The sequence below is a fragment of the Dickeya sp. NCPPB 3274 genome (assembly GCF_000406205.1).
GTDB classification, from domain to species: domain Bacteria; phylum Pseudomonadota; class Gammaproteobacteria; order Enterobacterales; family Enterobacteriaceae; genus Dickeya; species Dickeya fangzhongdai.
In genome coordinates, this window is the sequence record NZ_CM001979.1 from 3,475,147 (window position 1) to 3,499,801 (window position 24,655).

Annotated in this window: 24 protein-coding genes and 1 pseudogene; 8 read left to right on the forward strand and 17 right to left on the reverse strand. The window is 58.6% G+C overall.

Annotated elements, in window-relative coordinates:
• The first annotated feature begins 7 nt into the window (after positions 1-7).
• Genes DXX3274_RS15470 through DXX3274_RS15490 form a run of 5 tightly spaced genes read left to right on the forward strand, consistent with a single transcriptional unit; the run spans position 8 to position 4,894 of the window.
• Complete coding sequence (locus tag DXX3274_RS15470; protein WP_042860535.1) at positions 8-1,195, forward strand: isochorismate synthase; 1,188 nt, start codon at positions 8-10, stop codon at positions 1,193-1,195.
• On the forward strand, positions 1,192-2,820 hold the full coding sequence (locus DXX3274_RS15475) for a (2,3-dihydroxybenzoyl)adenylate synthase (protein WP_042860536.1): 1,629 nt from the start codon (positions 1,192-1,194) through the stop codon (positions 2,818-2,820). Before DXX3274_RS15470 ends, DXX3274_RS15475 begins: the two co-directional genes overlap by 4 nt.
• A 3-nt stretch (positions 2,821-2,823) precedes the next feature.
• Positions 2,824-3,699 carry an isochorismatase family protein gene (locus DXX3274_RS15480; RefSeq protein WP_042860537.1) on the forward strand — a complete coding sequence of 292 codons (876 nt, stop codon included), beginning with the start codon at positions 2,824-2,826 and terminating at the stop codon, positions 3,697-3,699.
• Positions 3,696-4,454 carry a 2,3-dihydro-2,3-dihydroxybenzoate dehydrogenase gene (dhbA, locus tag DXX3274_RS15485; protein ID WP_042860538.1) on the forward strand — a complete coding sequence of 253 codons (759 nt, stop codon included), beginning with the start codon at positions 3,696-3,698 and terminating at the stop codon, positions 4,452-4,454. Before DXX3274_RS15480 ends, dhbA begins: the two co-directional genes overlap by 4 nt.
• 23 nt (positions 4,455-4,477) lie before the next feature.
• Complete coding sequence (locus DXX3274_RS15490; protein WP_022634261.1) at positions 4,478-4,894, forward strand: hotdog fold thioesterase; 417 nt, start codon at positions 4,478-4,480, stop codon at positions 4,892-4,894.
• Positions 4,895-5,328: 434 nt separating this feature from the next.
• Here the strand turns inward: DXX3274_RS15490 and DXX3274_RS15500 are convergent.
• The 3 genes and pseudogenes from DXX3274_RS15500 to DXX3274_RS15510 form a co-directional block, all read right to left on the reverse strand.
• Positions 5,329-6,033 (reverse strand): annotated as a pseudogene (locus tag DXX3274_RS15500) (alkene reductase); the annotation flags it as partial.
• Between the two features lie 272 nt (positions 6,034-6,305).
• Positions 6,306-6,878 carry an alpha/beta hydrolase gene (locus DXX3274_RS15505; protein ID WP_042860532.1) on the reverse strand — a complete coding sequence of 191 codons (573 nt, stop codon included), beginning with the start codon at positions 6,876-6,878 and terminating at the stop codon, positions 6,306-6,308.
• Between the two features lie 243 nt (positions 6,879-7,121).
• The gene (locus DXX3274_RS15510) at positions 7,122-7,616 is read right to left on the reverse strand and encodes a YbaK/prolyl-tRNA synthetase associated domain-containing protein (protein ID WP_042860540.1); all 495 of its coding nucleotides are present in this window, start codon (positions 7,614-7,616) and stop codon (positions 7,122-7,124) included.
• Between the two features lie 270 nt (positions 7,617-7,886).
• Between DXX3274_RS15510 and ypdK the strand changes: the two genes are divergently transcribed.
• Positions 7,887-7,961 carry a membrane protein YpdK gene (ypdK, locus tag DXX3274_RS24550; RefSeq protein WP_099327210.1) on the forward strand — a complete coding sequence of 25 codons (75 nt, stop codon included), beginning with the start codon at positions 7,887-7,889 and terminating at the stop codon, positions 7,959-7,961.
• A 168-nt stretch (positions 7,962-8,129) separates the two neighbouring features.
• Here ypdK and DXX3274_RS15515 read toward each other — a convergent pair whose 3' ends face one another.
• From DXX3274_RS15515 to gspC, 12 genes are all read right to left on the reverse strand, one after another.
• Positions 8,130-8,981, reverse strand: a complete 852-nt coding sequence (locus tag DXX3274_RS15515) for an A24 family peptidase (protein WP_042860541.1) — start codon at positions 8,979-8,981, stop codon at positions 8,130-8,132.
• A gap of 180 nt (positions 8,982-9,161) precedes the next feature.
• The gene (gene gspM / locus DXX3274_RS15520; RefSeq protein ID WP_042860542.1) at positions 9,162-9,650 is read right to left on the reverse strand and encodes a type II secretion system protein GspM; all 489 of its coding nucleotides are present in this window, start codon (positions 9,648-9,650) and stop codon (positions 9,162-9,164) included.
• The gene (gspL, locus tag DXX3274_RS15525) at positions 9,647-10,849 is read right to left on the reverse strand and encodes a type II secretion system protein GspL (RefSeq protein WP_042860543.1); all 1,203 of its coding nucleotides are present in this window, start codon (positions 10,847-10,849) and stop codon (positions 9,647-9,649) included. Before gspL ends, gspM begins: the two co-directional genes overlap by 4 nt.
• Positions 10,846-11,922: a type II secretion system minor pseudopilin GspK gene (gene gspK / locus DXX3274_RS15530; protein ID WP_042860544.1), complete on the reverse strand. Its 1,077-nt coding sequence runs from the start codon at positions 11,920-11,922 to the stop codon at positions 10,846-10,848. The genes gspL and gspK overlap by 4 nt, the downstream gene beginning before the upstream one ends.
• A complete protein-coding gene (gene gspJ, locus DXX3274_RS15535; protein WP_042860545.1) occupies positions 11,919-12,659 on the reverse strand; it encodes a type II secretion system minor pseudopilin GspJ in 741 nt (246 codons plus the stop codon). Before gspJ ends, gspK begins: the two co-directional genes overlap by 4 nt.
• Entirely contained in the window at positions 12,656-13,033 is a 378-nt protein-coding gene (gspI, locus tag DXX3274_RS15540) for a type II secretion system minor pseudopilin GspI (protein WP_042860546.1), read from the reverse strand. Before gspI ends, gspJ begins: the two co-directional genes overlap by 4 nt.
• Positions 13,034-13,036: 3 nt before the next feature.
• A complete protein-coding gene (gene gspH / locus DXX3274_RS15545; protein WP_042860547.1) occupies positions 13,037-13,576 on the reverse strand; it encodes a type II secretion system minor pseudopilin GspH in 540 nt (179 codons plus the stop codon).
• 2 nt (positions 13,577-13,578) lie between these two features.
• A complete protein-coding gene (gene gspG / locus DXX3274_RS15550) occupies positions 13,579-14,040 on the reverse strand; it encodes a type II secretion system major pseudopilin GspG (RefSeq protein WP_042860548.1) in 462 nt (153 codons plus the stop codon).
• Positions 14,041-14,074: 34 nt separating this feature from the next.
• The gene (gspF, locus tag DXX3274_RS15555) at positions 14,075-15,301 is read right to left on the reverse strand and encodes a type II secretion system inner membrane protein GspF (RefSeq protein WP_038667254.1); all 1,227 of its coding nucleotides are present in this window, start codon (positions 15,299-15,301) and stop codon (positions 14,075-14,077) included.
• A gap of 1 nt (position 15,302) precedes the next feature.
• Positions 15,303-16,799: a type II secretion system ATPase GspE gene (gene gspE, locus DXX3274_RS15560; protein WP_042860549.1), complete on the reverse strand. Its 1,497-nt coding sequence runs from the start codon at positions 16,797-16,799 to the stop codon at positions 15,303-15,305.
• Positions 16,796-18,973 carry a type II secretion system secretin GspD gene (gene gspD / locus DXX3274_RS15565; protein WP_371206786.1) on the reverse strand — a complete coding sequence of 726 codons (2,178 nt, stop codon included), beginning with the start codon at positions 18,971-18,973 and terminating at the stop codon, positions 16,796-16,798. The genes gspE and gspD overlap by 4 nt, the downstream gene beginning before the upstream one ends.
• Entirely contained in the window at positions 18,927-19,745 is an 819-nt protein-coding gene (gene gspC / locus DXX3274_RS15570) for a type II secretion system protein GspC (RefSeq protein WP_038667245.1), read from the reverse strand. The genes gspD and gspC overlap by 47 nt, the downstream gene beginning before the upstream one ends.
• A gap of 1,157 nt (positions 19,746-20,902) precedes the next feature.
• Between gspC and gspB the strand changes: the two genes are divergently transcribed.
• Complete coding sequence (gspB, locus tag DXX3274_RS15575; protein WP_042860550.1) at positions 20,903-21,520, forward strand: type II secretion system assembly factor GspB; 618 nt, start codon at positions 20,903-20,905, stop codon at positions 21,518-21,520.
• A gap of 34 nt (positions 21,521-21,554) precedes the next feature.
• On the opposite strand, the gene outS is transcribed toward gspB, so the two are convergent.
• Both outS and alaC read right to left on the reverse strand, forming a co-directional pair.
• Entirely contained in the window at positions 21,555-21,956 is a 402-nt protein-coding gene (gene outS, locus DXX3274_RS15580) for a GspS family T2SS pilot lipoprotein variant OutS (RefSeq protein ID WP_042860551.1), read from the reverse strand.
• Positions 21,957-22,110: 154 nt separating this feature from the next.
• The gene (gene alaC / locus DXX3274_RS15585) at positions 22,111-23,352 is read right to left on the reverse strand and encodes an alanine transaminase (protein ID WP_042862165.1); all 1,242 of its coding nucleotides are present in this window, start codon (positions 23,350-23,352) and stop codon (positions 22,111-22,113) included.
• A 417-nt stretch (positions 23,353-23,769) separates the two neighbouring features.
• On the opposite strand from alaC, the gene DXX3274_RS15590 reads away from it, so the two are divergent.
• Positions 23,770-24,630 carry a D-amino-acid transaminase gene (locus DXX3274_RS15590; protein ID WP_042860553.1) on the forward strand — a complete coding sequence of 287 codons (861 nt, stop codon included), beginning with the start codon at positions 23,770-23,772 and terminating at the stop codon, positions 24,628-24,630.
• Positions 24,631-24,655 lie beyond the last annotated feature (25 nt).

The following is a 24,655-nucleotide window of genomic DNA, read 5'->3' on the forward strand; positions in this document are numbered from 1 at the left end:
AACCCCCGTGTCAACGCTCGCAGCCACCTCTTCATCGCTGGATGCACGCACGCTTCAGCACGATGATTTTCTGTTTCTGTCTCCCGACAACAGCCTGCATGCCCGCGGATGTTACGCCACTCTGGCGACGGCAGTGGCAGACGGCGGTCACCTGCAAGGCGACGTTCAGCAACAGGTAAAAACGCTGTTTGCCCGCGCCCGGCAGGACGGTATCGCCCGGCCGTTGCTGGTTGGCGCCATCCCGTTCGACAAACGCCAGCCCGCCAGGCTGTTCGTGCCGCAACAGTCCCACTGGTTCGCACGCGAGACGTTGCAGCACGACACGCCGTCCGCATCGCCGCTGACCGTGCGTCAGATACGCGAAGTGCCGGAGCAGGATGCGTTTTGCCAGATGGTCAGCGCCGGGGTCGCCGCGACCCGCAGCGGCGAGCTAAACAAGATCGTGCTGTCCCGCCTGCTGGATATCGATACCGAGCAACCGCTGGATTCGATTCGCCTGCTGCTGCAACTCAACCGCCAGAACCCATGGAGCTATAACTTCCACGTGCCGCTGGAACAGGGCGCGCTGCTGGGAGCCAGCCCGGAACTGCTGCTGAACAAGCAGGGTAATCATATTGTGTCGCAACCGCTGGCCGGCTCGGCCCGCCGCAGCGACGACCCGGTGGAAGACCAGCGCCTGCGCCGTATGCTGATGGCGTCGGCCAAAGATCGCCACGAACATCGGCTGGTGACCGATGACATCCGCCGGGTATTGGCCTCACGCTGCCGGACGCTGACCATTCCGGACACGCCGGAGTTACTCAGCACGCCGGTGTTGTGGCATCTGGCTACCCGTATTCAGGGCGACGTGCTGGACCCGCAGGAAAACGCGCTGTCCATCGCTTGCCTGCTGCATCCCACGCCGGCGCTGTGCGGCGTACCTTTTGAAGCGGCCAGAGATCGCATCGCCCAACTGGAGCCGTTCTCGCGCGGGCTGTTCGGCGGCATCGTCGGCTGGTGCGATGATGAAGGCAACGGTCAGTGGGTCGTTACCATTCGCTGCGGCGAAGTCCGACAAAACCGGGTACGGCTGTTTGCCGGCGCGGGCATCGTGCCGGATTCCCAGCCGGTGTCTGAATGGCACGAAACCGGCGTTAAATTGAGCACCATGCTGCGCGCATTTGGTCTGCGACAGGATCAGGAGTGTGCAGCATGATGATTGAATTCACCCGCTGGCCGCCCGAGCTGGAACAGCGTTATCGCGAACGGGGTTACTGGCAGGATGTGCCGCTGGGCGACATCCTGACCCGACACGCCGACAATGGCGACACCGCGCTGATCTGCGGCGAGCGCGCCATCAGTTACCGACAGATGAATCAGCAGGTGACGCAGTTGGCTTGCGCGCTGCAACGCCGGGGGATCAAACCGGGGCAGACCGCGCTGGTGCAGCTGGGCAACGTCGCCGAATTCTATCTGACTTACTTTGCGCTGCTGCGCGCCGGCATCGTGCCGGTGAACGCGCTGTTCAGCCATCAGCGCAGCGAGCTGTGCGCCTACGCCGACCAGATAGCCCCGACGCTGTTGATCGCCGATCGCAGCCATCCGCTGTTTGCCGACGATAGCTTTATCGACGAACTGCGCCGGCGCTGCCCGTCGCTGCAACAGGTGATTCTGCGGGGCGATGCCGACTCAGCGCAGGCGCTGTCGCAGCTGTTGCAGGAAGACGGCGACCTGCTGGCCGCCACGCCGACGCCCGCCGATCAGGTGGCGTTCTTCCAGCTTTCCGGCGGCAGCACCGGCACGCCGAAGCTGATCCCCCGCACCCACAACGATTACTACTACAGCATTCGCGGCAGCGTGGAGATTTGTCGGGTCGATGCGCACACCCGTTTCCTGTGCGCCCTGCCCGCCGCCCACAACTATCCGCTCAGTTCGCCGGGCGCGTTGGGCGTGTTCTACGCCGGCGGCACGGTGGTGCTGGCGGGCGACCCCAGCCCGAGTTGCTGTTTCCCGCTGATTGCCCAGCACCAGATCACGCTGACCGCGCTGGTGCCGCCCGCCGTCACGCTGTGGCTGGAAGCGGTGGCGCTATCCGGCGATCGCGGCGCGCTGGCAAGTCTGCAGGTATTGCAGGTCGGCGGTGCGCGTTTAAGCGAAGCGCTGGCGCGCCGGGTGCCGGCGGATCTGGGTTGCCAGCTGCAACAGGTGTTCGGCATGGCGGAAGGACTGGTGAACTACACCCGGCTGGACGACGACGATGCCCACCGTTTCACCACTCAGGGCTGCCCGATCAGCGACGACGACGAAGTGTGGGTGGCCGATGCCGATGGCAACCCGCTGCCGCACGGCGAACCCGGCCGACTGATGACGCGCGGTCCTTACACCTTTCGGGGTTACTACCGCAGCCCGGCGCACAACCGCCAGGTCTTTAACGATGACGGGTTTTACTGCTCCGGCGATCTGGTGATCCAGCAGGCGGATGGCTATTTGCAGGTGGTGGGCCGCGAAAAAGATCAGATCAACCGGGGCGGGGAAAAGATCGCCGCCGAGGAGATCGAGAACCTGCTGCTGCGTCACCCGGCGGTTATCAACGCCGCACTGGTAGCGGTTCCGGACCCGATGATGGGCGAGAAAAGCTGCGCGTTTCTGGTCACCCGCGAACCGCTCAAAGCGGTAGTGCTGCGTCGCCATCTGCGCGAACAGGGCATCGCCGACTACAAACTGCCGGACCGATTTGAACAATTGCCTACCCTGCCGGAAACCGCGGTGGGCAAAGTCGATAAACAGCGGTTACGCCAGCTGGCGCAACAGCGCGTGGCGGCGTCCGCCGCAGGAGAATAAACCATGGCTATTCCAAAACTGAACGCCTACCCGCTGCCCGGCGTGGAGCAATTACCGGTCAACAAGGTTAACTGGCCGGTCGATGCTTCGCGAGCCGCCCTGCTGATTCATGATATGCAGAACTATTTCCTCAATTTCTGGGGAGAAAACAGCCCGCTGACCGAGCAACTGGTCGCCAATGTCGCGCGTATCCGGCAGGCGTGCCGCCAGCAGGGCATTCCGGTGTTCTACACCGCGCAACCCAACCAGCAGAGCGACGCCGACCGGGCGCTGCTTAACGACATGTGGGGACCGGGCCTGAACCGTCACCCGGATCAACAACAAATCGCCGCGGCCCTGACGCCGGATGCGGACGATACCGTGCTGGTGAAATGGCGCTACAGCGCGTTCCATCGTTCCGATTTGGAACAACGACTGAAAACGACGGGCCGCGATCAGCTGATTATCTGCGGGGTATACGCGCACATTGGTTGCCTGACCACCGCCACCGACGCGTTTATGCGTGATATCAAGCCGTTCATGATCGCCGACGCGCTGGCGGATTTCTCTCAGGAAGAGCACCTGATGGCGCTGCGTTACACCGCCGGGCGTTGCGGCCGGGTGCTGACCAGCGAGCAACTGCTGGAGGCGCTCGCCCCGCAGGCGGATGACGGCCTGGCGCGTTTGCGCGCCGAGCTGCTGCCGCTGCTGGATGACGACGATGACATCGGCGACGACGACAACCTGCTGGACTACGGGCTGGATTCGGTGCGCATCATGTCGCTGGTTACCCGCTGGCGTCAGCAGGGACATGACCTCGACTTCGTGGCGCTGGTGAAAAACCCCACGCTGCGCCACTGGCACCAACTGCTAAGTCAGCCTCAGCGGGAGGAAGCATGAGCGTCACGCTGGATTTCAGCGGCAAACAGGTGTGGGTGACCGGCGCCGGGCGCGGCATCGGTTATGACACTGCCTGTCGTTTCGCCGACGCGGGCGCTACCGTCACCGGATTCGACCGCGCCTTTTCCGCCGGCGAACCGCCGTTTCGCGCCATCGAATTGGATATCGGCAACGCGGCTGCCGTTGCCGATGTCTGCGCGACGCTGCTGGCGCAAACGCCGCGTCTGGATGTGCTGGTGAACGGCGCCGGCATCCTGCGCATGGGCCAGACCGAAGCGCTCAGTCAGCAGGACTGGCAGGATTGCCTGAATGTTAACGCCGGCGGCGCCTTTCACCTGTTTCAGGCGCTGATCCCGCAATTTCAACGGCAACGCAGCGGCGCGATTGTGTCGATTGGCTCCAACGCCGCGCATGTGCCGCGGGTCGGCATGGCGGCCTATTGTGCGTCCAAGGCGGCGCTGCGTAGCCTGTGCCTGACCGTTGGGCTGGAACTGGCGCCATACGGCGTGCGTTGCAATCTGGTGTCGCCCGGCTCCACCGACACGCCGATGCAACGCAGCCTGTGGCATTCCCCCGCCTCGGAACAACACACCATCGCCGGTTTTCCCGAGCAGTTCAAACTGGGGATTCCGCTCGGCAAAATCGCCCATCCACGCGAAATCACCGATGCGGTGCTGTTTCTGGCGTCCGATCTGGCCAGCCACGTCACGCTGCAGGATATGGTGATCGACGGCGGCGCCACGCTGGGCGCATGACCGGTTTTCATGGAGAAATGAGCATGATCTGGAAACGCGCCACCTCACTGGAGGCGCTCAATCAGATGAGCGATGACTGCATGGTGTCCCATCTGGGTATCCGCTTTACCCACATGACGGACAACAGCCTGGAAGCAACCCTACCGGTGGACGCCCGCACCCGGCAACCGTTCGGCCTGCTGCACGGCGGCGCCTCGGTGGTGCTGGCGGAATCGCTGGGTTCGGTGGCGGGCTGGCTCTGTACCGAACCGGGCGCCAGCGTGGTCGGGGTGGAAATTAACGCCAGCCACCTGCGGGCGGTCGCGCAGGGTGAGGTCCGGGGCATCTGCCAGCCGTTGCATCTGGGCCGCCAGACGCAGGTCTGGCAGATAGAGATCGTGGACGAGCGCCAACGGCGCTGCTGTATCGCCCGGCTAACCACGGCCGTTATTCAGCCGTAAAGATGAGAAAGGAGGCCAATGGCCTCCTCAGTTTGTTTACTCCGCCAGCGCTTGGTTATCGGTGTGTGGTTTTTCTCTGGCGTCCCTAGATAGTGTTGCTGTTGACGACTTCGTTGGGTGAGCGCGCCTGGACGGTGCAATGGACGTTCCAACTTGATCCGGGTTGGAGATGTAGACCCGGCTGAGCGCATCACACTTCAGTTCGCGTCGGAGCGTCCGCCTGCAGTTGCTCAGCGGTTGGTATCGGTTTGGCAGACCATCGTTTTCGATCTTCATGGCGTTGATTGTTTTGGGAATCATCGTCATAATGCGCTAGCGGCTTATCCAGAAACGCATTCCTGCACATTTCTGGACGCCGGTTTGCGCTCTGTTTAGTTGGTCTGGAAGCCTGTGCATCAGCTGATCAGTTCGCTCGCGGGTTGACGCAGTCCTGTCATGGGGTGCGAGTTGGTCATGGTATTCAGATGCACGCCGACCCGATCCGCCGGCCACACGGTCAGTACGGCATCCACCGTATCCAACAGAAAACGCGCCCGGTTAGCGATGGAGCCGCCGTACTGGTCGGTGCGCTGGTTGGAGCCATCATGCAGGAACTGGTCGAACAAATAACCGTTGGCGGCATGAATTTCCACGCCGTCAAAGCCAGCGCGTTTGGCGTTTTCCGCCGCCCGGCGAAAATCCTCCACGATACCGGCCACTTCTTCGGTTTCCAGCGCTCGCGGCACCACATAAGACTTGTACGGACGGATGGTCGCCACGTGTCCTTCCGCCGCAATAGCGCTGGGCGCCACCGGCAATTCACCATCCAGATAAACAGGGTCGGAAATGCGCCCCACGTGCCACATTTGCAGCACCATTTTGCCGCCCGCCGCGTGTACCGCCGCATTGATGCGGCTCCAGCCCTCGATCTGTTCGTCCGACCAGATCCCCGGCGTATTAGGATAGCCGACGCCCTGCGGAGTGACGGCGGTAGCTTCAGTCAGGATCATCCCGGCGCTGGCCCGCTGGACGTAATAGTCCAGCGATAACGCGCTGGGGATCCGCTGGTCGAAAGCGCGCATGCGGGTCAGCGGCGCCATGACAATACGGTTTTCTGCCTTGATAGCGCCAATATGGATTGGATCAAACAAATCTGGCATAGCGTTTCCTTTTCGTTGACACCCAACAAGTGAACGGCTGAACTCAACGAACGGCTACGGCGCCATCATCCGCATCGGACGGAGACACCGCCTGACGATTCGTTGCGTAATAAACAGAAGGAATAGGGATATACACCATCGTGGAGAGCGCTGCCAGACCATTCGGTGCTAATGGCAGCTTATTAGTTATAACGAGATGAATGGCTATAACGAGGTGAATGATTATAACGCGGCGAAGACGTGTGCTTACGTCCCCGCACGCCGGAGCGATATCAGGTTGCCGGCGCTAGTTGCCCGGCAAAGGCGGCCAATCGCTGCAATCCGTATTCCCATTTACCGAAACCCGACTCCGCATTAATGTGGCCGCCCTCGCCGACATCCACCAGGTCGCTGCCCCAGGCGTGCGCCCAGTATTCAGCGCGGGAAAATGTCATTAACGGGTCATTGTGGCTGGCGAACGCCAGACTGGGCACCGCCAGCCGTTCGGCCTGAATACGATCTTCAATTTCAAAACGCATGGGTTCGGCCGGCGCCACCAGCATCACGCCGGCGATGCCTTCCATACCTTGCTGGACCACATGGCAGGCGGCCAGCGCGCCAAAGCTGTGACCAATCAACACCGCCGGCCGATCGCAGGTCGCCAGTTCGCGGCGAATCGCCAGTATCCACCGGTCCAGATCCGCCTGATACCACTCTTTCTGGCGGATACGCCGCCAGAACGGAAAACGACGCTCCCAGTGGCTCTGCCAGTGCTCTTCATCACTGTCGCGCAGCCCCGGCACCAATACCATGGTCAGGCGCGGGTCGATGTCCATCAGACGCTGGTCTACTTCTGTTGTCTGCATCAGGTTCTGTGTCTCCCTGTTGATTGCCTGCCAGGGTGACACGGACACCATCAGTGATACCGTCGTCCCTTACACCCTTCTCATTACAATCTGATAACAATATCAGCACCGGCTTACAGCCTACCACGTGATTCCCGATTTGTATCCTGATTCAACACAGCAATTTGCATCTCGTCCGTACTTGCCGGGAAAAACCATTTTTTCTTTTTGTGTCGGGCACTTGCCGCCGTATATTCCTCTGATTCACGCAACCTGGCGGGAAAACGCCAGCTCGCGCGGGCTGGCGATACGCCGGTAATCTTCGGTATTAAGAATCACCGAGCAGGTCAGCGATCCCGCATTGAACGCCAGTTCATCAAAGCGGGTAAACAGCATCGGGTCGGCCACCAGCAGCAAATCCGCATGAAAACTGAACGGCGGAATGGCGCCGAACACGCAGTGCGTCAGGGCGTCGACCTCCACCGGGCTGGCCAGCGACGCGCGGGTGCCGCCCAACGCCTGCGCCAGACGGGTTAAATCCGCCTGTTGGTCTGCCGGCAAGACCGCCAGCACATGCTGGCGCAGGCCATTACCCTTGACATGGCAGACCAGCGCCTTGGCCCCCTGCCCCAGTTCGGTGCCGCGTATCCGCGCCACCTCCTCCGAACGCCCGGCGCTGTCATGATGCACGACCCGATAACGCGCCCGCTGCTGTTCAAGGCGCTGACATAACTGCTCAAAAATGGTGTTTGTCTGCATAATCTGATCCGTTGTTCTCAACATCGGCAAACCTCTGCCTTTCGTCTGGCAAGCAGCATGCCGTCAATGCTTTTTAATGCTATTCCCACCGGATTTAAAGCCATTCCTCTTGAATTTCGCCCCTGACCCAGCGTAGATTTAGCGCCGATTCCGTCATCTGTCTGCAACTGGCAGCGATGGCTGGGGGAACGGCTCTGAACCGGGCAGTTCCCGAACGGTGAAACGCACAATCGGAATCATTGCTGGCGTGATGCTGCTGGAGAGAAATCAGTGAAGTACTTGTTCATGGGAGTTTCGTTCATTCTGTTTTTGTGGGTAGGCACTTTTTTACTGATGCTGGAATAACCCTGACGGTATTTCACCATCCACTTCGACAGGCGGCTCCTGTCGGGGCAACAACAAAAAATAATTATCAGGCACACACGAAAGACGAACAAACGACAGGCTGGCGGCCACTCTGCCAGCCTGTTTTTTTATGGGGATTTCCGATGCTCAACGCCGTCCGGCAACGGCTCAGTGGCTCCAGCCCCCCAGCACATTCAGCACCAGACTTACCGCGCCGCCCACTGCCAGCCAGGGGCCAAACGCCAGCGGTTGCTGCATGTTGATACGGCGCACGCGCCGCCACAACAGTGTCGCCACCAACCCAGACAACGAGGCAATCAGCACCAGATTCGGCAGCGCCTGCCAGCCCAGCCAGGCGCCCAGCGCGGCCAGTAATTTGAAATCCCCCTGCCCCAGCGCTTCACGCCCGCTCAGCAGACGAAATGCCCAGTAAATCAGCCATAAAGACAGATAGCCCGCCATCGCGCCGACCACGGCCTGCTCAAGCGGCACAAAGGTGTCCGCCAGATTAAACAGCAAACCGCCCCATAGCAGTGGGAGGGTCATGACATCCGGCAGTAACTGGGTTCGGGCGTCGATAGCCGCCAACGCCAGCAGCATGCCAAAGCACAGCAACGCCCCCAGCAACGCCAGCCCCGGCTGCCAGAGCAACCCGGCCAACAGAAACGACAGCCCGGACAGCAATTCAATCAGCGGATAGCGCCATGATATCGCGCCGCCACAGCAATGGGCGCGCCCGCGTAGCCATATCCAGCTCAGCAGCGGAATGTTGTCGCGCACACGCAGTCGTTGATGGCAATGAGGGCAGGACGATGGCGGCCAGCAAAGGTCATAACGGGAAGACGGCGCGCCAACAGGCTGACCGAGCTGAAAACGCGCTTCCTGCTGCCAGCGCCGTTCCAGCATCACCGGCAACCGGTGGATCACCACGTTGAGAAAACTGCCGGTAATCAGCCCCAGCAATAACAGCGCCGTCAGCCAGATGCGCGGGAATGCGCTGGCAAAGGCGATCAGATCCATGTTGCTCTCCCATCCCGATCCCTGATGGCCCGGTATGCTGACACAAGACGTCAGCCCGTGCCAGACCGGTGAATCACAGACATCGTTTTTTGCGCGTCGGCGCGCAGACTGGTTGATTGTCGGCGGAGGCATCAACCCCTGCCTGCCGTCTAGCGTCAGGCAGGCTGACAGTTTCGCCGGTTACAGCACCCGCTCCAGCGACAACCGGGTCACCTCCACCATGCCGGCGCTGTTGGGAACTGCCGTGACGTCCAGCCCCTGGGTGATCACGCCGTTTTTCTGCTCCAGTTCTGCCAGCCAGTGCAGCAGATTGTTGAAATCGCTACGGGCCAGCGTCACCGACACCTGCGACTCCTGCGGCTGCATACGCAACACGGTAATACCGTAGCGGGCCGCGCTTTGCGGCACCAGCACCGTCAGGCTGATGTCCCGCCCGGCGATCTGCCGCCGCGCGCCTTCCGTCGGCGGCAAACGCGGCGCCTGTTGCTGCATCCAGCGCACGGTCTGGCGTTCGCGGTCAATAGTCATTCGCCACTGCCGCGCCCGCTCCTGCCACGGCGCCCAGCACAAATAATACAGCAGGCACAACAGCACCAGACCGCCGCACGCCAGCGTCATCATCCGTTCGCGCTGGCTCATTATCTGCCAGCGACGACGCAATTCATTCATGGCTGACTCCTCAGGGTTAACTGGCCTTCCACATGGTCTTTTTCCTGCTTCATTTCACCCGGCGGGATCTGGAAATAGGCCTGAGCCTGCTGGCGGAACTGTTCCATCTGCGCATAAGACGTCGCACGCAGGCTGAGACGCAGCTCATCGCGGCTGCGATCGTACGATAGCGATTGCAGCGACACGCCGTCATTCTGCGCCACCAGTTGCTGCAACCGGTTCATCTGTTCCGTCAGCGCAAAGCCGCTCATGCCGGAACGGGCCTCCTGCAAATGACGTTGCATCTGCGCTCGTGGGTTCACCACTTGCTTCTCGTCCGGAAACAGTTTGCGGTACATCCGCACACTCTCCTGACGCCAGTAATCCGCCTGACGATACAACTGGTAATGGGTCCAGACCGACTCGCCCAGCACCAGCAGCAACCAGGCGAACAAGGCGATCAGCACATTGCGCCACGGCAGCACCGCCTGTTTCCAGGGCTTCACTGGCGCGTACTCACCCTGCCGCAGATCCATACTCATCGGCAGACTGGCCTGCGCGGCCAGCGTCAGCAAATCCGTCACCGGTTGCGGTTGCCAGGTCAGAGCCGACGCAGGCACCGGGCTATAGCAGTGCACGGCGGGCAACGGCTGAAAACCGGCCAGCAGCGACTGATACCAGCTATCTTCCGCCGCCATGCCAATGCCGGTATCTAATCGAAACAGCCACAGATTCCGATGGCTGATGGCGCTCCAGGCGCTGTCGGCTCGCGGCAGCGCCATCACATCCGGCACAACCGTCTCTACCGCCACTCCCAATGTCTCACACAGATTCAGCCATGACCGCAGTCGTGATTTCTGCACCACCGCGACGGTCGCGTTATCCCCCTGCATTTCCATGACGGCAAAATGCAGTTGGTCGATATCGCTCGCCACCTGCTCTTCCAGCATAAACGGAATAGCTTGCAGCAATTGTCGGCGCGACTGACGCGGCAACGACAGGCTATGAAACGTGACATCGGTCGACGGCACCAGTACCCGCACCGACATCACCGGATAATCCGCCAGCACCGACTGAAGACGCTCCAGCGTTCCGTTGCCCTGCGTCAGGGTCTGGTGGCGGCTGACAGACCAGATCAGCCATTCCAGGCTGTCTGAAGTCTCTGCGGACAACCGCAGAATCAGCTGTTGTTTGCCGCTGACGTTCTCGGCCCTGTTCATGGGTTCACCGTCCTATATCCCCCGTACTGACGTTGTACCACCTCAATCTGCTTGCCACGATGAAACAGACTGCGTTGATAGAATTCACTGTCGTCCACCCGTATCTGAATGTCGGCGAAGAACCAGTCGCTCTTGATCGCCAGCGCCTGACGGACGCCGGTTTTAGCGTTTTCCGGCAGTGGCGACAGTCCCATAAATTCATTAAGATTACGCCATCCCTGAGGCGGACGTTGCAGCAAAACGCGCTCGGCCGCTTCCGTACTCATCTCCCCCATGAACAGCGCCGACAGCAATGGCGCGCTCTCTGGCGTCAGGGTATTGACGTTGACAACCAGCTTGTCCACCGGCAACACGCATACATAAGGCAGTAACCGGCGGTACAGCGCCGCATCCACGCCCATAACCGCCCGCAGTTCCGTGACGTCCGTCATACGCTGGTTGCCGGGGTGAAAGTTGACATAGCTGTCGTCTTCCGCGCCGTTCATCAACGGTTCGCTATCCTCGTCGATCCAGTCGCGCACCGCATCCGTCACGCGCTCAGCCTGCTTCGGATCTTCTCCCAGCACCATCAGCAACTGCCGAAATACCTGCGCGGCATAAGGCCCCTGTTCGGGATTACCGCCTTTGGAAGGCGGGCTTTGATTGTTGGTGTCGGTATTACTGCTGCTGGCGTTGCTGCTGGCATTGTTATTAGCGTTATTGTTATTACCGGATGCATTATTGGGCATCGGTTTTTTGGCCGGACTGAGCGCGTTAAGATTGAGACACGCCTGACCGTCCAGCACCTGCGCACGGATTTCGCTGCCGTCCGCCATCATCTGATGATCCACCTTCGACCAGGGTTGACCGATAAAGGTGCTTTCCGGCGATGCCTGAGCATCACGCTGCAACGCACTGGAAATCAGCGCTTCTGCGCCCAGCGCATACCAGCGAGCCTGCGTGCGGTTCAGCAAATTGCTGGTGCGTTGCCACGCCTTGCCGCTGCGCTCTGTAATCGCCGCGGCAATGGTGACCATCAACGCCAGCATCAGCATCACAATCAACAGGGCGACGCCGCGTTGCCGACGACTCATGAGTCACCTCCGCCGTTGTCGTCCGGCGATGCCTGATTCTGCTCGCCGGACGAATCGGTATTTTCCTGCGGCGGCTGATCCTGACTGTTCTCGTCCTTGTTCTCATCGCCATTATTGCCATTCGGGCCGCCCTTGCCCTGCGCCTCCACATAGCGCGGCGTCACCAGGAACACGCGGGTAATCTCACCGTAGTCCCGCAAGGTAACGACAATCGCAATGCCCTGCGGCAGGCGAGCCGGATCGTCCCAGCGATCCTGCCAGCCATCCTTGCCGAAAAAGCGCAAGACAAACCCGGTCACGCCGGTTAACACCGGACGTATCGCCGCCTCCTGCGTAGACAGCGGCTCGGAAGAATCATAAAACAGCCGTTCCAGCGTATCGCCGCGTAAGCGGTACCCGACGCGTTGCAGCTCAGATCGCGGCATAATACCCAGCGGATTGAGCCAGCCATTGCGGATGAAACTGACCGCCCAGTCAGCGCTGCTTAATTGATAACGTTCGGCGTAAAACCCCAGCTCATAGCCCTGACTACGGCGGGGAACGATTTGTGAAAAATCCCGCTCCATCAGGGAAAAAGCCCGTTGCAACTCCGCCAGACGAGCCTCTTTACGCGCCGAAACCTCATCGTTGCGCATCACGCCGTTCATTACCTGCGAAGCGGCCAGGCTGAGCGCGGCGAAAATCGCCAGCGCCAGCATCACTTCCAGCAGGGTAAATCCGCGATCTGGCCGTTTCACTGCGCGGGTTCTCCCGGCTGAACCTGATAGCTGCGCAATACGGCATCGGCGGCCCGGCTGTCGCGCTCATGACGAACCTCAACATCCACCGCGCGCACTCGCGTATCCGCCGTTGCCACGCCCTGAATGCGCCAGAACCAGAGCGAGCCGGCAAAATTGACTTCGCCATCCACCCATTGCGTCTGCGGCCACTGTTTTTCCAGCCGCATCGTCGCCTGCTGGTTTTCCGCAATCCAGATCGCAAAAGTTTTCTCTTCCAGTCGACCAAGCCCGTTCGCCTGCTGTGCGGTCGTTTTCAGCACCGTCAGTCCGGCCAGCGCGAAAATCACCAACGCCACCATCACTTCGAGCAACGTCATTCCCTGCTGTTTCATCCCTTACTGCTCCGCTTCCGGCGACGTTTGCACCCGGCCATTGGTATCCACCTGCAGCCAGGCTGAATTGCTGCCATTCCGCAAAGTCAGACGAAATGGCGTGACTTCGCCGCCCGGCAGGATCAGGATGTGCGGGTCGCCATTGCCCGGCGAAAACCCGGCGCCATCCCCCGCGGCGCCCACCTGCGTGGACAGTTCGATCTGAAAGCCATCCGGCAACTCGCTGGGCGAGGACATCCGGTACGGCTGCCAGGGTACCCAGACATAACGCAGGCGTTGCTGATCTTCCGGAGAATTCTCCACCACCTGACGTTGCAGCAACGCGTATTGCCAGCGGCGAGGCTGAATATAAATGCCCAGAATATGGTCATTCATCTGGCTGTCCTCCACCGCGTACTGCAGCTGCGCCTTGAAGCGGGCGATTTGCCAGCCGCTGTCCTGCTGCTTAGGCGCAGGAATCGCCATCATTACCAGCGTGGCGGCCAAACCGGCCAGCAGCACCACCAGCATGATCTCCAGCAGCGTAAATCCCCGCTGACGCACGATCAGGGGTTCCCGTTACCGTTACTACCGTTGCTGTGCGCGCCGTTACCGACATTCCAGTTACCGATGTCGTCATCCGTATCCGGCATACCATCCGGACCGTAGGAGAACACGTCCACCTTGCCGTGACGGCCGGGGCTGACCAACTGGTATTCCGCGCCCCACGGGTCCTGCGGCAAGCGGCGAATATAACCATCCTGGGGGTAATTGCGTGGTTCCGGCGGCGTGGTCGGTTTTTTCACCAGCGCCCCCAGCCCTTGCTCAGTCGTCGGGTAACGGCTGTTGTCCAGCTTGTACATATCCAGCGCGCTCTCCAGCGCGACTATGTCGCTGATGGCTTTCTGCCTGTCGGCTTTTTCTTTGTTGCCCATCAGGTTCGGGACAACCAGACTGGCCAGTACGCCGAGAATGACGATGACCACCATGATTTCCAACAGGGTAAAACCTCGCTGACGTCGTTCCATCTTTTCGTTACCTCATTAAACGTATCAATCTTCGCTACATACTCATCAGAGTATTCAACTGCAGGATCGGCTGGAGAATCGCCAGCACGATAAACAACACAATACCGGCCATACTGACAACCAACAGCGGTTCAAACAACCCCAGCGCCAACGTCATCTGGGCGCTGAACTCGCGATCCTGATTATCCGCCGCGCGGGTCAGCATGCCATCCAGTTCGCCGCTGCGCTCGCCGCTGGCGATCATGTGACGCATCATCGGCGGAAACAGCGACGTCTGCTCCAGCGCTTTGTGCAGGCTCACGCCTTCACGCACCGCATCGGTCGCCTGCCCCAGCCGAAAGCGGGCGTAATCGTTGGTCAGCACATCGCCGCTGATACGCATCGCCTGCAACAGCGGCACAGCGCTGGAATTAAGAATACTCAGGGTGCGGGCGTAACGGGCGGTGTTAAGCCCCCGCGCAATACGCCCGATCAAGGGAAGGAACAACAAACGCCGATGGAAAACGAGACGGTGCTTTTCCTGACGCAGCAACACGCGAAGTCCCATCACCGCCAGCACCAGCAATAAAACCACCCAGGGCCCATAGGCCCTCACCGCATCGCTGACACCCATCAGCAGCCGGGTGGACAGCGGCAGCGCCTGCTTCATGTGGATAAACTGTTCGACCACCTTGGGCACCACCGCGGACAGCAGGATAGACACTACAGAAATCGCCACCAGGGTCAACACGCAAGGATAAATCATCGCCTGTTGGATACGGCTGCGCATCTGTTGACGCTGCTCGGTGTAATCCGCCAACCGGTTCAGCACCGCATCCAGATGGCCGGAGGCCTCGCCCGCCGCCACCATAGCGCAATACAGACGCTCGAAACTGCCGGGAAAATTGCCCATCGCCTCGGCCAGCGAATGCCCTTCCACCACTTTAGCGCGCACCGCCGCCATCAGCGCGCTTAGCTTCGGCTTTTCACTCTGTTTCGCCACGGCGTCCAACGCCTCTTCCAGCGGCAATGCCGCCGCCACCAGCGTCGCCAGTTGACGGGTCAGCAACGCCAGATCGCTGGCGCTAATACGATGCGAACGGCGCAACGACAGAGAGAAGCCGCTGCGGGTGGTCACTTCGCCGCGCTGTTCCTCAATTTTGACCGGCACCAGCCCCTTTTCACGCAGCAATTGACGTGCGTGACGAGCAGAATCCGCTTCCTGCATGCCCTGACTTTTCTTTCCCTGAGCGTTCAATGCCTGATACTGGAACAGCGCCATGTCATTCCTCTTTCGTTACACGCACCACCTCTTCCCAGGTGGTGATGCCCGCCAGAACCTTATCCAGCCCGTCCTGACGAATCGTAACCCGCGTGTCGCCCAGCATCCGGGCGATACCCAGTTCACTTTCGCCGTGATGAATGGCGGTGCGCACCGTATCGTCGATCAGCAGCAGTTCATGGATGCCGGTACGGCCGCGATAACCGCTGTAGTTGCACTTTTCGCAGCCGCCGGGATGGTAAAGCGTGGTCCCCGCCGCCAGACCGGTCTGCTGCGCCTGTTCGTCGTTGAGGACATAAGGCTGACGGCAAGACGGGCACAGCGTACGCACCAGCCGCTGCGCCAGCACCCCCAACAGCGATGTGGACAACAGGAACGGCTCGATGCCCATATCCTGCAGACGGGACAACGCGCCCAGCGCGCTGTTGGTATGCAACGTGGACAGCACCAGATGGCCGGTCAGCGACGCCTGCACCGCGATTTGCGCGGTTTCGCCGTCACGGATTTCCCCCACCAGCACTACATCCGGGTCCTGACGCAGAATCGCGCGCAAACCGCGGGCGAAGGTCATGTCGACCTTAGGGTTGACCTGGGTCTGCCCGATGCCTTCCAGCTCGTATTCAATCGGGTCTTCCACCGTCATAATGTTGCGTTCGGCGGAATTGAGACGGCTCAGCGCCGCATACAGGGTAGTACTTTTGCCCGAGCCGGTAGGCCCGGTTACCAGAATGATACCGTGCGGACGGTGGATCAACGTATCCAGTTGACGACGGTTGTGCTCGGCCATCCCCAGCGTTTCCAGATCCAGCCGGACGCTGTTCTTGTCGAGCAGACGCAACACCACGCGCTCGCCGTAGTTGGAAGGCAGGGTCGACACACGCACGTCAATAGCGCGGCCGCCAATGCGCAGCGCCATACGGCCATCCTGCGGGACACGCTTTTCGGCGATATCCAGCTTGGCCATAACCTTGATACGGGAAACCAGCAATGACGCCAGCTGGCGCTGCGGCCGCAGGATTTCCCGCAGCACGCCATCGATACGAAATCGGATTAACAGGTGACGTTCAAAGGTTTCGATATGGATATCCGAAGCCTTGTGCTTGATGGCTTCGGTGAGCATGGCATTGATCAGCCGAATAATCGGCGCGTCATCTTCGCCATCCAGCAAGTCGTCGCTGTCCGGCAGCTCTTCCGCCAGCGTGTAGAAGTCAATATCGTTGCCGATGTCCTCCATCAGGCGGCGCGCCTCTTCGGAATCGCGCTGATAACGCATCACCAGTTGTCGTTCAAACTCTTCCGGGCTGACCTGACTCACCGTCAACGGCACCCCGGCGACCCGGCGCGCCTCCAGCAACGCCGGCGCTGGCGTGTCGGGCACGCACACCACTTCCGCCGCCGTAGCCGACTCATCCTGCAACAACAGAATCTGCTGCGCCCGGGCAAAGGCAAACGGCAGCACCGGTCGCAGTTCAGGCGTGTTGACAGGCTGATCGCTCATCGCCCCTCCGGCTGATAAAAGGCGGAGATGGATGATTGTACCTGATGGAAGGTGTACGTGTTGCCGCCGGACAAACGCAGGGTATTGTTGTCCAGCACGCCGTTGCCTTCGCCGCGTTGCTGCTGCTGTTCATTATTGAAGGAACGGTATTTGTTGATCGACGCTTCCTGGAACTGTCTTGGGTCACGAATAATGGTCGGACGCAAAAACAGCATCAGGTTGCGTTTGCTCACCGTCTGACTTTTCGAACGAAACAGGCTGCCCAGCCACGGAATATCGCCCAGCAACGGTACCTTGTTATTGGTTTCAACGGCGGTTTTATCGAGCAGGCCGCCCACAACCACGGTTTCGCCATTGGTGACCATCACCGCATTGTTCACGGTGCGGGTATTGAACGTCACGCCGAGTGAACTGTTGGTACTACTGTTGCTGTCCGCCACGCTGGAAACTTCCTGCTCAATCTGCAGCAACACCGAATCGCCTTCGTTGATCTGCGGTTTGACTCGCAGCTTGATACCGACGGTCTTACGTTCGACGGTATTGAAAATGTTATCGGCCGATGTGGTCTGCGAACCGGTCAGTACCGGCACTTCCTGACCCACATTGAAGGTCGCTTCCATGTTATCCAGCGTCACAATGCTCGGCGTCGCCAGTACATCGTTTTTGCTGTCGCTGGACAGCGCTGTCAGCAACATTGACCAGTTGCCGCGATAAAAACCGGCGGTAATGCCGTTGAAACTGCCGAGCGCGCTGGCATACGCCGTCGTCAGCGTGCCGTCGTTGCGGAACTGATCGGTTCCGATCACCGCCGTTGAAATCGGTATGCCCGTGTTGGTGAACTGGGTCATGCCGGCTCGTTTGTTGGCCCACTGGATCCCCAGATTCAACCCGTCGGCATCCTGAATTTCGGCGATGATCGCTTCCACCAGTACCTGCGGACGGCGAATATCCAGTTGATTGATCACCTGCTCCAGGTCTCGCATGATATCGGGCGGCGCGGTAATGATCAGCGAGTTGGTCTGATCATGGGCGCGAACCGTCACTTCTTTGCCCTGAATCGTGATAGTGCGGCCGCCCGAACTGCTGGTCGAACCAAAAGCGGAGCCAAATCCCATACTGGAACTGGACGACGAAGACGAACTGCCGGAAGAAGCGTTGCTGGACGAACCGGAGTTGCTGTTGCTGTTTGAGTTACTGCTGGAACGCGGCGATGACGGCCGCGACGCATTCGACGACGAATTGCGGTTGCCGCTGGTGCCGTTGCCGGCCAGCACTTCGATCAGATCCAGCGCCTTGGCGTACTTGAGATAGATGACCTTGGTTCCGCCCTGCACCACCTGCTTGCGATCCAGCTGGCGGATCATTTCCACCGCGCGCTGACGGGCGTTTTCTTCACCGCTCACCACCACTGAGTTGGTGCGGCCATCCGCCACCACGTTAGCCAGCATGGTGCTTGGCAATGCGTTCTTCTCATCGCTCTTGTTGAGATCGTTGACCAGTTTGGCAACGTCTTCCGCCGATGCGTAGGTCAATGGGACGGTGACCATTTCACGATCGCCGGTCTTATCCACCGTATTGACGATGTCCACCAGACGTTTGATGACCGCGGCGCGCCCGGTCATCAACAGCACGTTGGACGGCTCATAATGCACCACGGTGCCGGCGCCGGCGTTATCGTTAAGCTGACGCAGCAACGGGGCCAAATCACGTGCCGCCACATTGTTGAGCGGCACCACGCGGGTCACCAGTTCGTCGCCGATCCCCGGCTGTTCATTATTAGCCAGCGGAATGGAGGACGATTTAGCATCTTTGGAACGGATGACTTTCAATACGCCGTTATCCATCGGCACCACCGAAAAGCCATACACATCCAGCACACTGAGGAAAAACTGGTAATACTGCCCTTCGTTCATCATGTCGTAACTGCGCACGCTGATGGTGCCGCGAACCGTCGGGTCAATAATCACCGTTTTGTTCAGGTTCTTACTGACCGTATTGATGAACTCCTGAATATCGGTTCCTTTGAAACTGGCTGAAAATTCGGCAGCCCAGCCATACGGCGAGCCAAGCAGGAGAACGGTTAGCCCCAGCCACCCCCAGCTTTTTTTGATCCCTTTGCCAAGCACGTTACTCATCTCCCCCAAATTCCATATAAATATCCTGACGCTGGCCATCCCGCTCCACCGTCAGGGTAAAGTTATGCACATCAGCCATGCGTTCCATGGCTTTTTTCGCCTGCTCTTCGTCACGCAAATCCAACCCGTTCAGGGCAACGGCCATATCGTTATCCTGAAGTCCGACGCGGTAGAATGAATCGCTCTTCGGCCCCGGGTTCAACCGGTAGCCCTGCAGCTTGCTGTCGTTCATGATCGGGGAGAAAGAGACGTAATCGCTCATGGTGGTGGATGCGCGCTGCTGAAGCTGCTCATTGACCTGCGCGCCTGGGACGCCGTCCTGACCGTTATCCTCCTGACCGTACAATCCCAGCACTTCATAACGCCCCTGATACTGCAGCACCACTTTATCCGGCCGGATAGATACGATTCTGGCGTTATAACCGGGAACCTCTTCATTGACGCCGCGACTGAACTGCTCGTTGTCTTTGCTGATGATGGCGATAGAACGGGAATCGTCGTCGCCAGCCATAACGCCGGTCAGCGAAAGATTCAACGTGGAAGGAGGCAGATTGCTCATTTGCGACGCATCCAGCGCGCCCGTCTTATTTTTCTCGGGAGAAACGCCGAATAACGTAAAATCATTCAGGGTGACAGGCTGCTGTCTGGCCTGTGCCGGGGTGATCTGCACGCTGGCGACCGGCGCATTGTCCGGTAAACCAATACGCCAGAAGATCATTGCCAGTTGCTGACAAAAGAGCAGCATCAGTAGATAAAATAAAATCCGTCTGATGACAGACGGAGATAACGGTGGCAGTTTCGAGATATTCATCTGCAAACATTATCCCTATGTGTTCGCCGATTATCCTTGCCACGTTCTCGAACGTGACATAAGGGCCATATGACGCCATTTTCAAATGATGCACAGCCATTCATGAAAATGCACGTCTGCAATTGTTACTATCCTGACCGCGTACCGACCCCTATATAGTTCACCGAGCCAGACAGCGAGCTCCCGCTTCAACAGACCGGCACTGGAAAGGCGGCAAGAACAGCATTATGTATCATGCCTTGATCACTTTCAGCCCGTCACGCTAAGCCTGCACGCAACCTGCCGGTATCCGCATGACTGACAGACAGGCTTCCTGTTTCCTGTTATGCCAGGCGAACGACTTGCAGTGCCACCGTGCCGAATCAGGCCAAAACGCCCGATAATATAACTCAGGTTAATAACCTGACAATCCTTCGGTCAGCAACCTTTTTACCGCTATTTTCTTATTATTATTCCCGCAAGCTCAATCGTACCGGCTGTGCTCGGCACAGATTCGCAACAGGAACACATCTACGATAAAATAACATCACATGTTATTTACATGTTCATGTCACTGTCATGACTAAACGTTACTCTATAGTGGGCAGTGCCCGAAATCCTCATAGGTTATGATTCCAATACCAATTTATCTGCTCTGAAGCGACAAGCGCCAGCCCCTCGAACAGACAACGTTTGGCGAGTACGCCGTTCACCAACTATTATTTTAGATAGAATGAGTTAAATGCTTCTATTTTTCTAAAATCAGGTGTTCACGCCATCACAGATATAATGGATTACTATCACTGATCACACTGGGACGATAGTATGTTCACTGCGCAGCATTTGCTGCACGACTTTTTGCCTGGACCTTGCTGATATCCTATCGCCCACCGTTATTGTGGTTTGCGGATAGACGATAACAGCACAATCATGATTGTAAAACGCTGTTTCATTAAAACATATTGCCGGTTTTTTTTTGCGACCAGCCTCAAAGTTTTACCGGCATTAATGATCAGCGTAATAGAATGTTGCCGAAATGGCATTCAGGTCACATAAATGGGATGAAACGTTGATTATTCCTTCTCATTCCCTGAAAAATGAGGCATCAGACGTTCCGTCAAGGTCTGTTATGGTGCGCTCAGGATGAGCGTCAGGTTGTATAACGTTTGAGGTAAAACGTGAAAAAAACACCGGAAGTGACATCATCAACCCAGACCGGTTACCGCATCCCCGGTTATTTGCTGGTTGTCTACGCGTTGCTGCTGTTCGCGCTGGGTTGGTTTGGTCATCAACGCTGGGCGGATGTCAGCTCGTCTTCGCTTTCAGTTCCCACGGCGGCAATCGCTGCCCCGCCGATCAAGATCGTCGCGCCCGCGACAGCCGCCGCTACGACCACGCCCCCGCCTCAGGCCGCTACGGATAACAAGGAAGCCGCGGCCTCGCCAGATGCCACTGCGGAAGATAAGCCGCTAAAACCCGCGGTCGGCTGGCAAACGGCCAAACCCGGTGAGTTGCCTTATATCGCCTTCAGCGCGCATGTCTATACGTCTGATCCGGACAAACGCAGCGTTACCCTGAACGGAGAACGCTACCGGGAAGGCGACAGTCCGTATCAGGGGTTGGTGATCGAACAGATTGAGCAGGATATGGTGATCTTCAGTTTTAACGGCGAGGCATTCATTCTGGATTCGTTGCAGGATTGGCCAGGCGGAAAGCCGGACGCTGACGCCGCACCAGTCAATGAACCCGAGCCGGCGTCAAAATCGGAGAAAACGATCAGAACAACGAAGAAATGACACAGCAACTGCACATCATGCAGTTGCTTCTCTCTTAGCGGACGGTACGCATGGCGTCAAGAAACGGCGTCATGGCGCGATTGAATGAAGAACACTGCGTCGCTTTCGGCGTGCCGTCTTTCAACAGCCCCTGATACAGGTTCTCGCTCAATTGCGGCAAAGATTGATAGCGACTGGTATCCCAGCCTTTTTTCGCCGCCACGTTCACCGCCGTTCTCAGGATGGTGCCGTCATCCGGCAAATCGCTGCGTTCACACTGCACCCGAAGGTATTTACTGGCCGCCACCAATGACGCCAACTGGCTGATTTGCTCATTAGTCGGCACGCTGGCCGCACTGCGGGAAGCGGTGTTTTTCACCGGCGCCGGCGCCTGACAGGCCGCCAGACTCAGGCAACAGACACCAAAAAGGACCACTTTTAGCGAAGATACATGCATGACTCGACTCGTCTTATTAATTAAGTTCCATCTCTGGGAGGCCCGGCTTGGGCATACGCTTAGCAAACCATTATCCCTTTGCCGCCACAAGCGGCGGCAAAGGAACTGCGTGATCAAACCATCAGAAAAATATTTCTGCAAGTCCGCCCGACGCTTACTCACCTTTTTTACTGCCGGACAACAAGTTATTGCCGGACAATAGCCCGTCAGCCCGGAACATGGCTTTGATGCCGCGCACCGCCTGCCGAATACGATCCTGATTTTCAATCAATGCGAAACGCACGTGCGTGTCGCCGTAATCGCCGAATCCAATACCGGGCGATACGCAGACTTTCGCTTCCGCCAGCAGGCGCTTGGCGAACTCCAGCGACCCCAGATGGGCGTAGGCGTCCGGAATCTTCGCCCACACATACATCGACGCCTTCGGTTCATCCACCATCCAGCCAGCTTCATGCAGACCGCGCACCAGCACATTACGACGCTGACGGTACTGCTCGGCAATATCGCGCACGCACTGCTGATCGCCTTCCAGCGCAGCAATCGCCGCCACCTGCAACGGCGTGAACGTGCCATAGTCGTGATAACTCTTGATACGCGCCAGTGCGCTCACCAGCTCGGGGTTGCCGACCATAAAACCGATACGCCAACCCGCCATGTTGTAGCTCTTCGACAGCGTAAAGAACTCCACCGCGATCTCTTTGGCGCCGGGAACCTGCATAATCGACGGCGCTTTCCAGCCATCGTAAACGATGTCGGCATACGCCAGATCATGCACCACCAGTACCCCGTACTGTTTGGCCAGCGCCACGACCCGCTCAAAAAAATCCAGCTCGACACACTGTGCGGTCGGGTTTGACGGAAAGCCCAGAATCATCATCTTAGGCTTGGGAATACTTTCGCGGATCGCCCGTTCCAGCTCGTTGAAGAAATCAACGCCGTCAACCAGCGGCACCGAACGCACCTGTGCGCCGGCAATCACCGCGCCATAGATGTGGATCGGATAACTGGGGTTGGGCACCAGCACGGTGTCGCCGTGATCGAGCGTCGCCAGCATCAAATGCGCCAGACCTTCTTTGGAACCGATAGTGACAATCGCTTCGCTTTCCGGGTCAATATCCACCTGATAGCGATCGTCATACCAGCGGGAAATCGCCCGGCGCAACCGGGGAATGCCGCGTGATGTGGAGTAACCGTGGGTATCTTCACGCTGGGCTACCGTACACAGTTTTTCGACAATGTGCGGCGGCGTGGGGCCATCCGGGTTACCCATGCTGAAATCAATAATGTCCTCACCCCGACGACGGGCAGCCATTTTCAGCTCAGCAGTGATATTAAAAACGTAAGGGGGAAGACGTTCGATGCGCGAGAAACGGCGCGGAGAATTAAAATCAGCCATAGGATCCTCAGGATAACGTGAGCGCCCGGACCGTCCGAGCGACGCCTGGCCCGCAAAACGGACCGTCATTCACCCTATCCCAGTTGGCAGATACTTGTCGATAGCGCCTGGCGATTATTTTTTGTCACCCGCGTTTTAGCCTGCCGATGGGGCTTCGGGGTCAACAGCCGCCGGCGTCTCTTTGCCGCCTTTTCCTGTGACAGACTGTTGCAACGCTCTTTCACCCAATCAAAGAAATCAGTATCTTTATGCGCGGTTACGACGCGCGACAATCTTTGCCTCCAATGCCTCCGACTGCTGCCGGCAGAACTGCCCGTCCGATTCCTGAATTTTCTTTCATGCCCAGAAGCCGTTGCCTCTCATCAATACGGCAGTGCGGCATGGTTTTTATGCCCGACATCATTAAGGAGTGTTGTCATGCAGCGCAGTGTTTATGTTGATGGTCAGTACCTGCCGGAATCCCAGGCCACCATTTCGGTGTTCGATCGCGGCTTTCTGTTTGCCGACGCCGTCTATGAGGTGACGTCCGTCATCAACGGCGGGCTGGTCGATCTGGATGCGCATCTGGTACGGCTGCAACGTTCCTGTCGCGAGCTGTCCTTATCTCTGCCGGTGTCGATCGATGACCTCAAAACCATCCACCAGCAACTGATTGAACGAAACCACCTGCAGGAAGGCTCGATTTACCTTCAGCTCAGCCGTGGCAACGGCGGCGATCGCGATTTCTACTTTCCGTCGGCCGAGGTCAGACCGACGCTGGTCCTGTTCACCCAGGATCGTCCGATCATCAATCATCCCAAAGCCGAGACCGGGTTGTCCGTAGTCACCTGCCCGGATATCCGCTGGCATCGCCGTGATATCAAAACGGTCAGCCTGCTGGCCGCCTGTATGGCAAAAGAGTACGCCCACGCCCATCAGGCAGACGATGCGCTGTTAGTCGAAAACGGTTTTGTCACCGAAGGCACCTCCTGCAATTGCTATATCGTGCTGGAAAACAATACCGTCGTTACCCGCCCGCTGAGCCACGACATCCTGCACGGCATTACCCGTCAGTCCTTGCTGAAACTGGCCGAGCAACAGCAGATTGCTGTAGAAGAACGCCCGTTCACACCGGAAGAAGCCTGGCAGGCGCGGGAGATATTCATCACTTCCGCCACCTCATTTGTCTTGCCGGTCGTGAAAATCGACGGTCGTCAGGTAGGCGACGGCAAACCAGGCCCAGTCACACGCTGCCTGCGCGACATCTACATCGAGATGGCCCACGCGCAGACACGTTAACCCGCTCGCGTTGCGGACCGGCTCA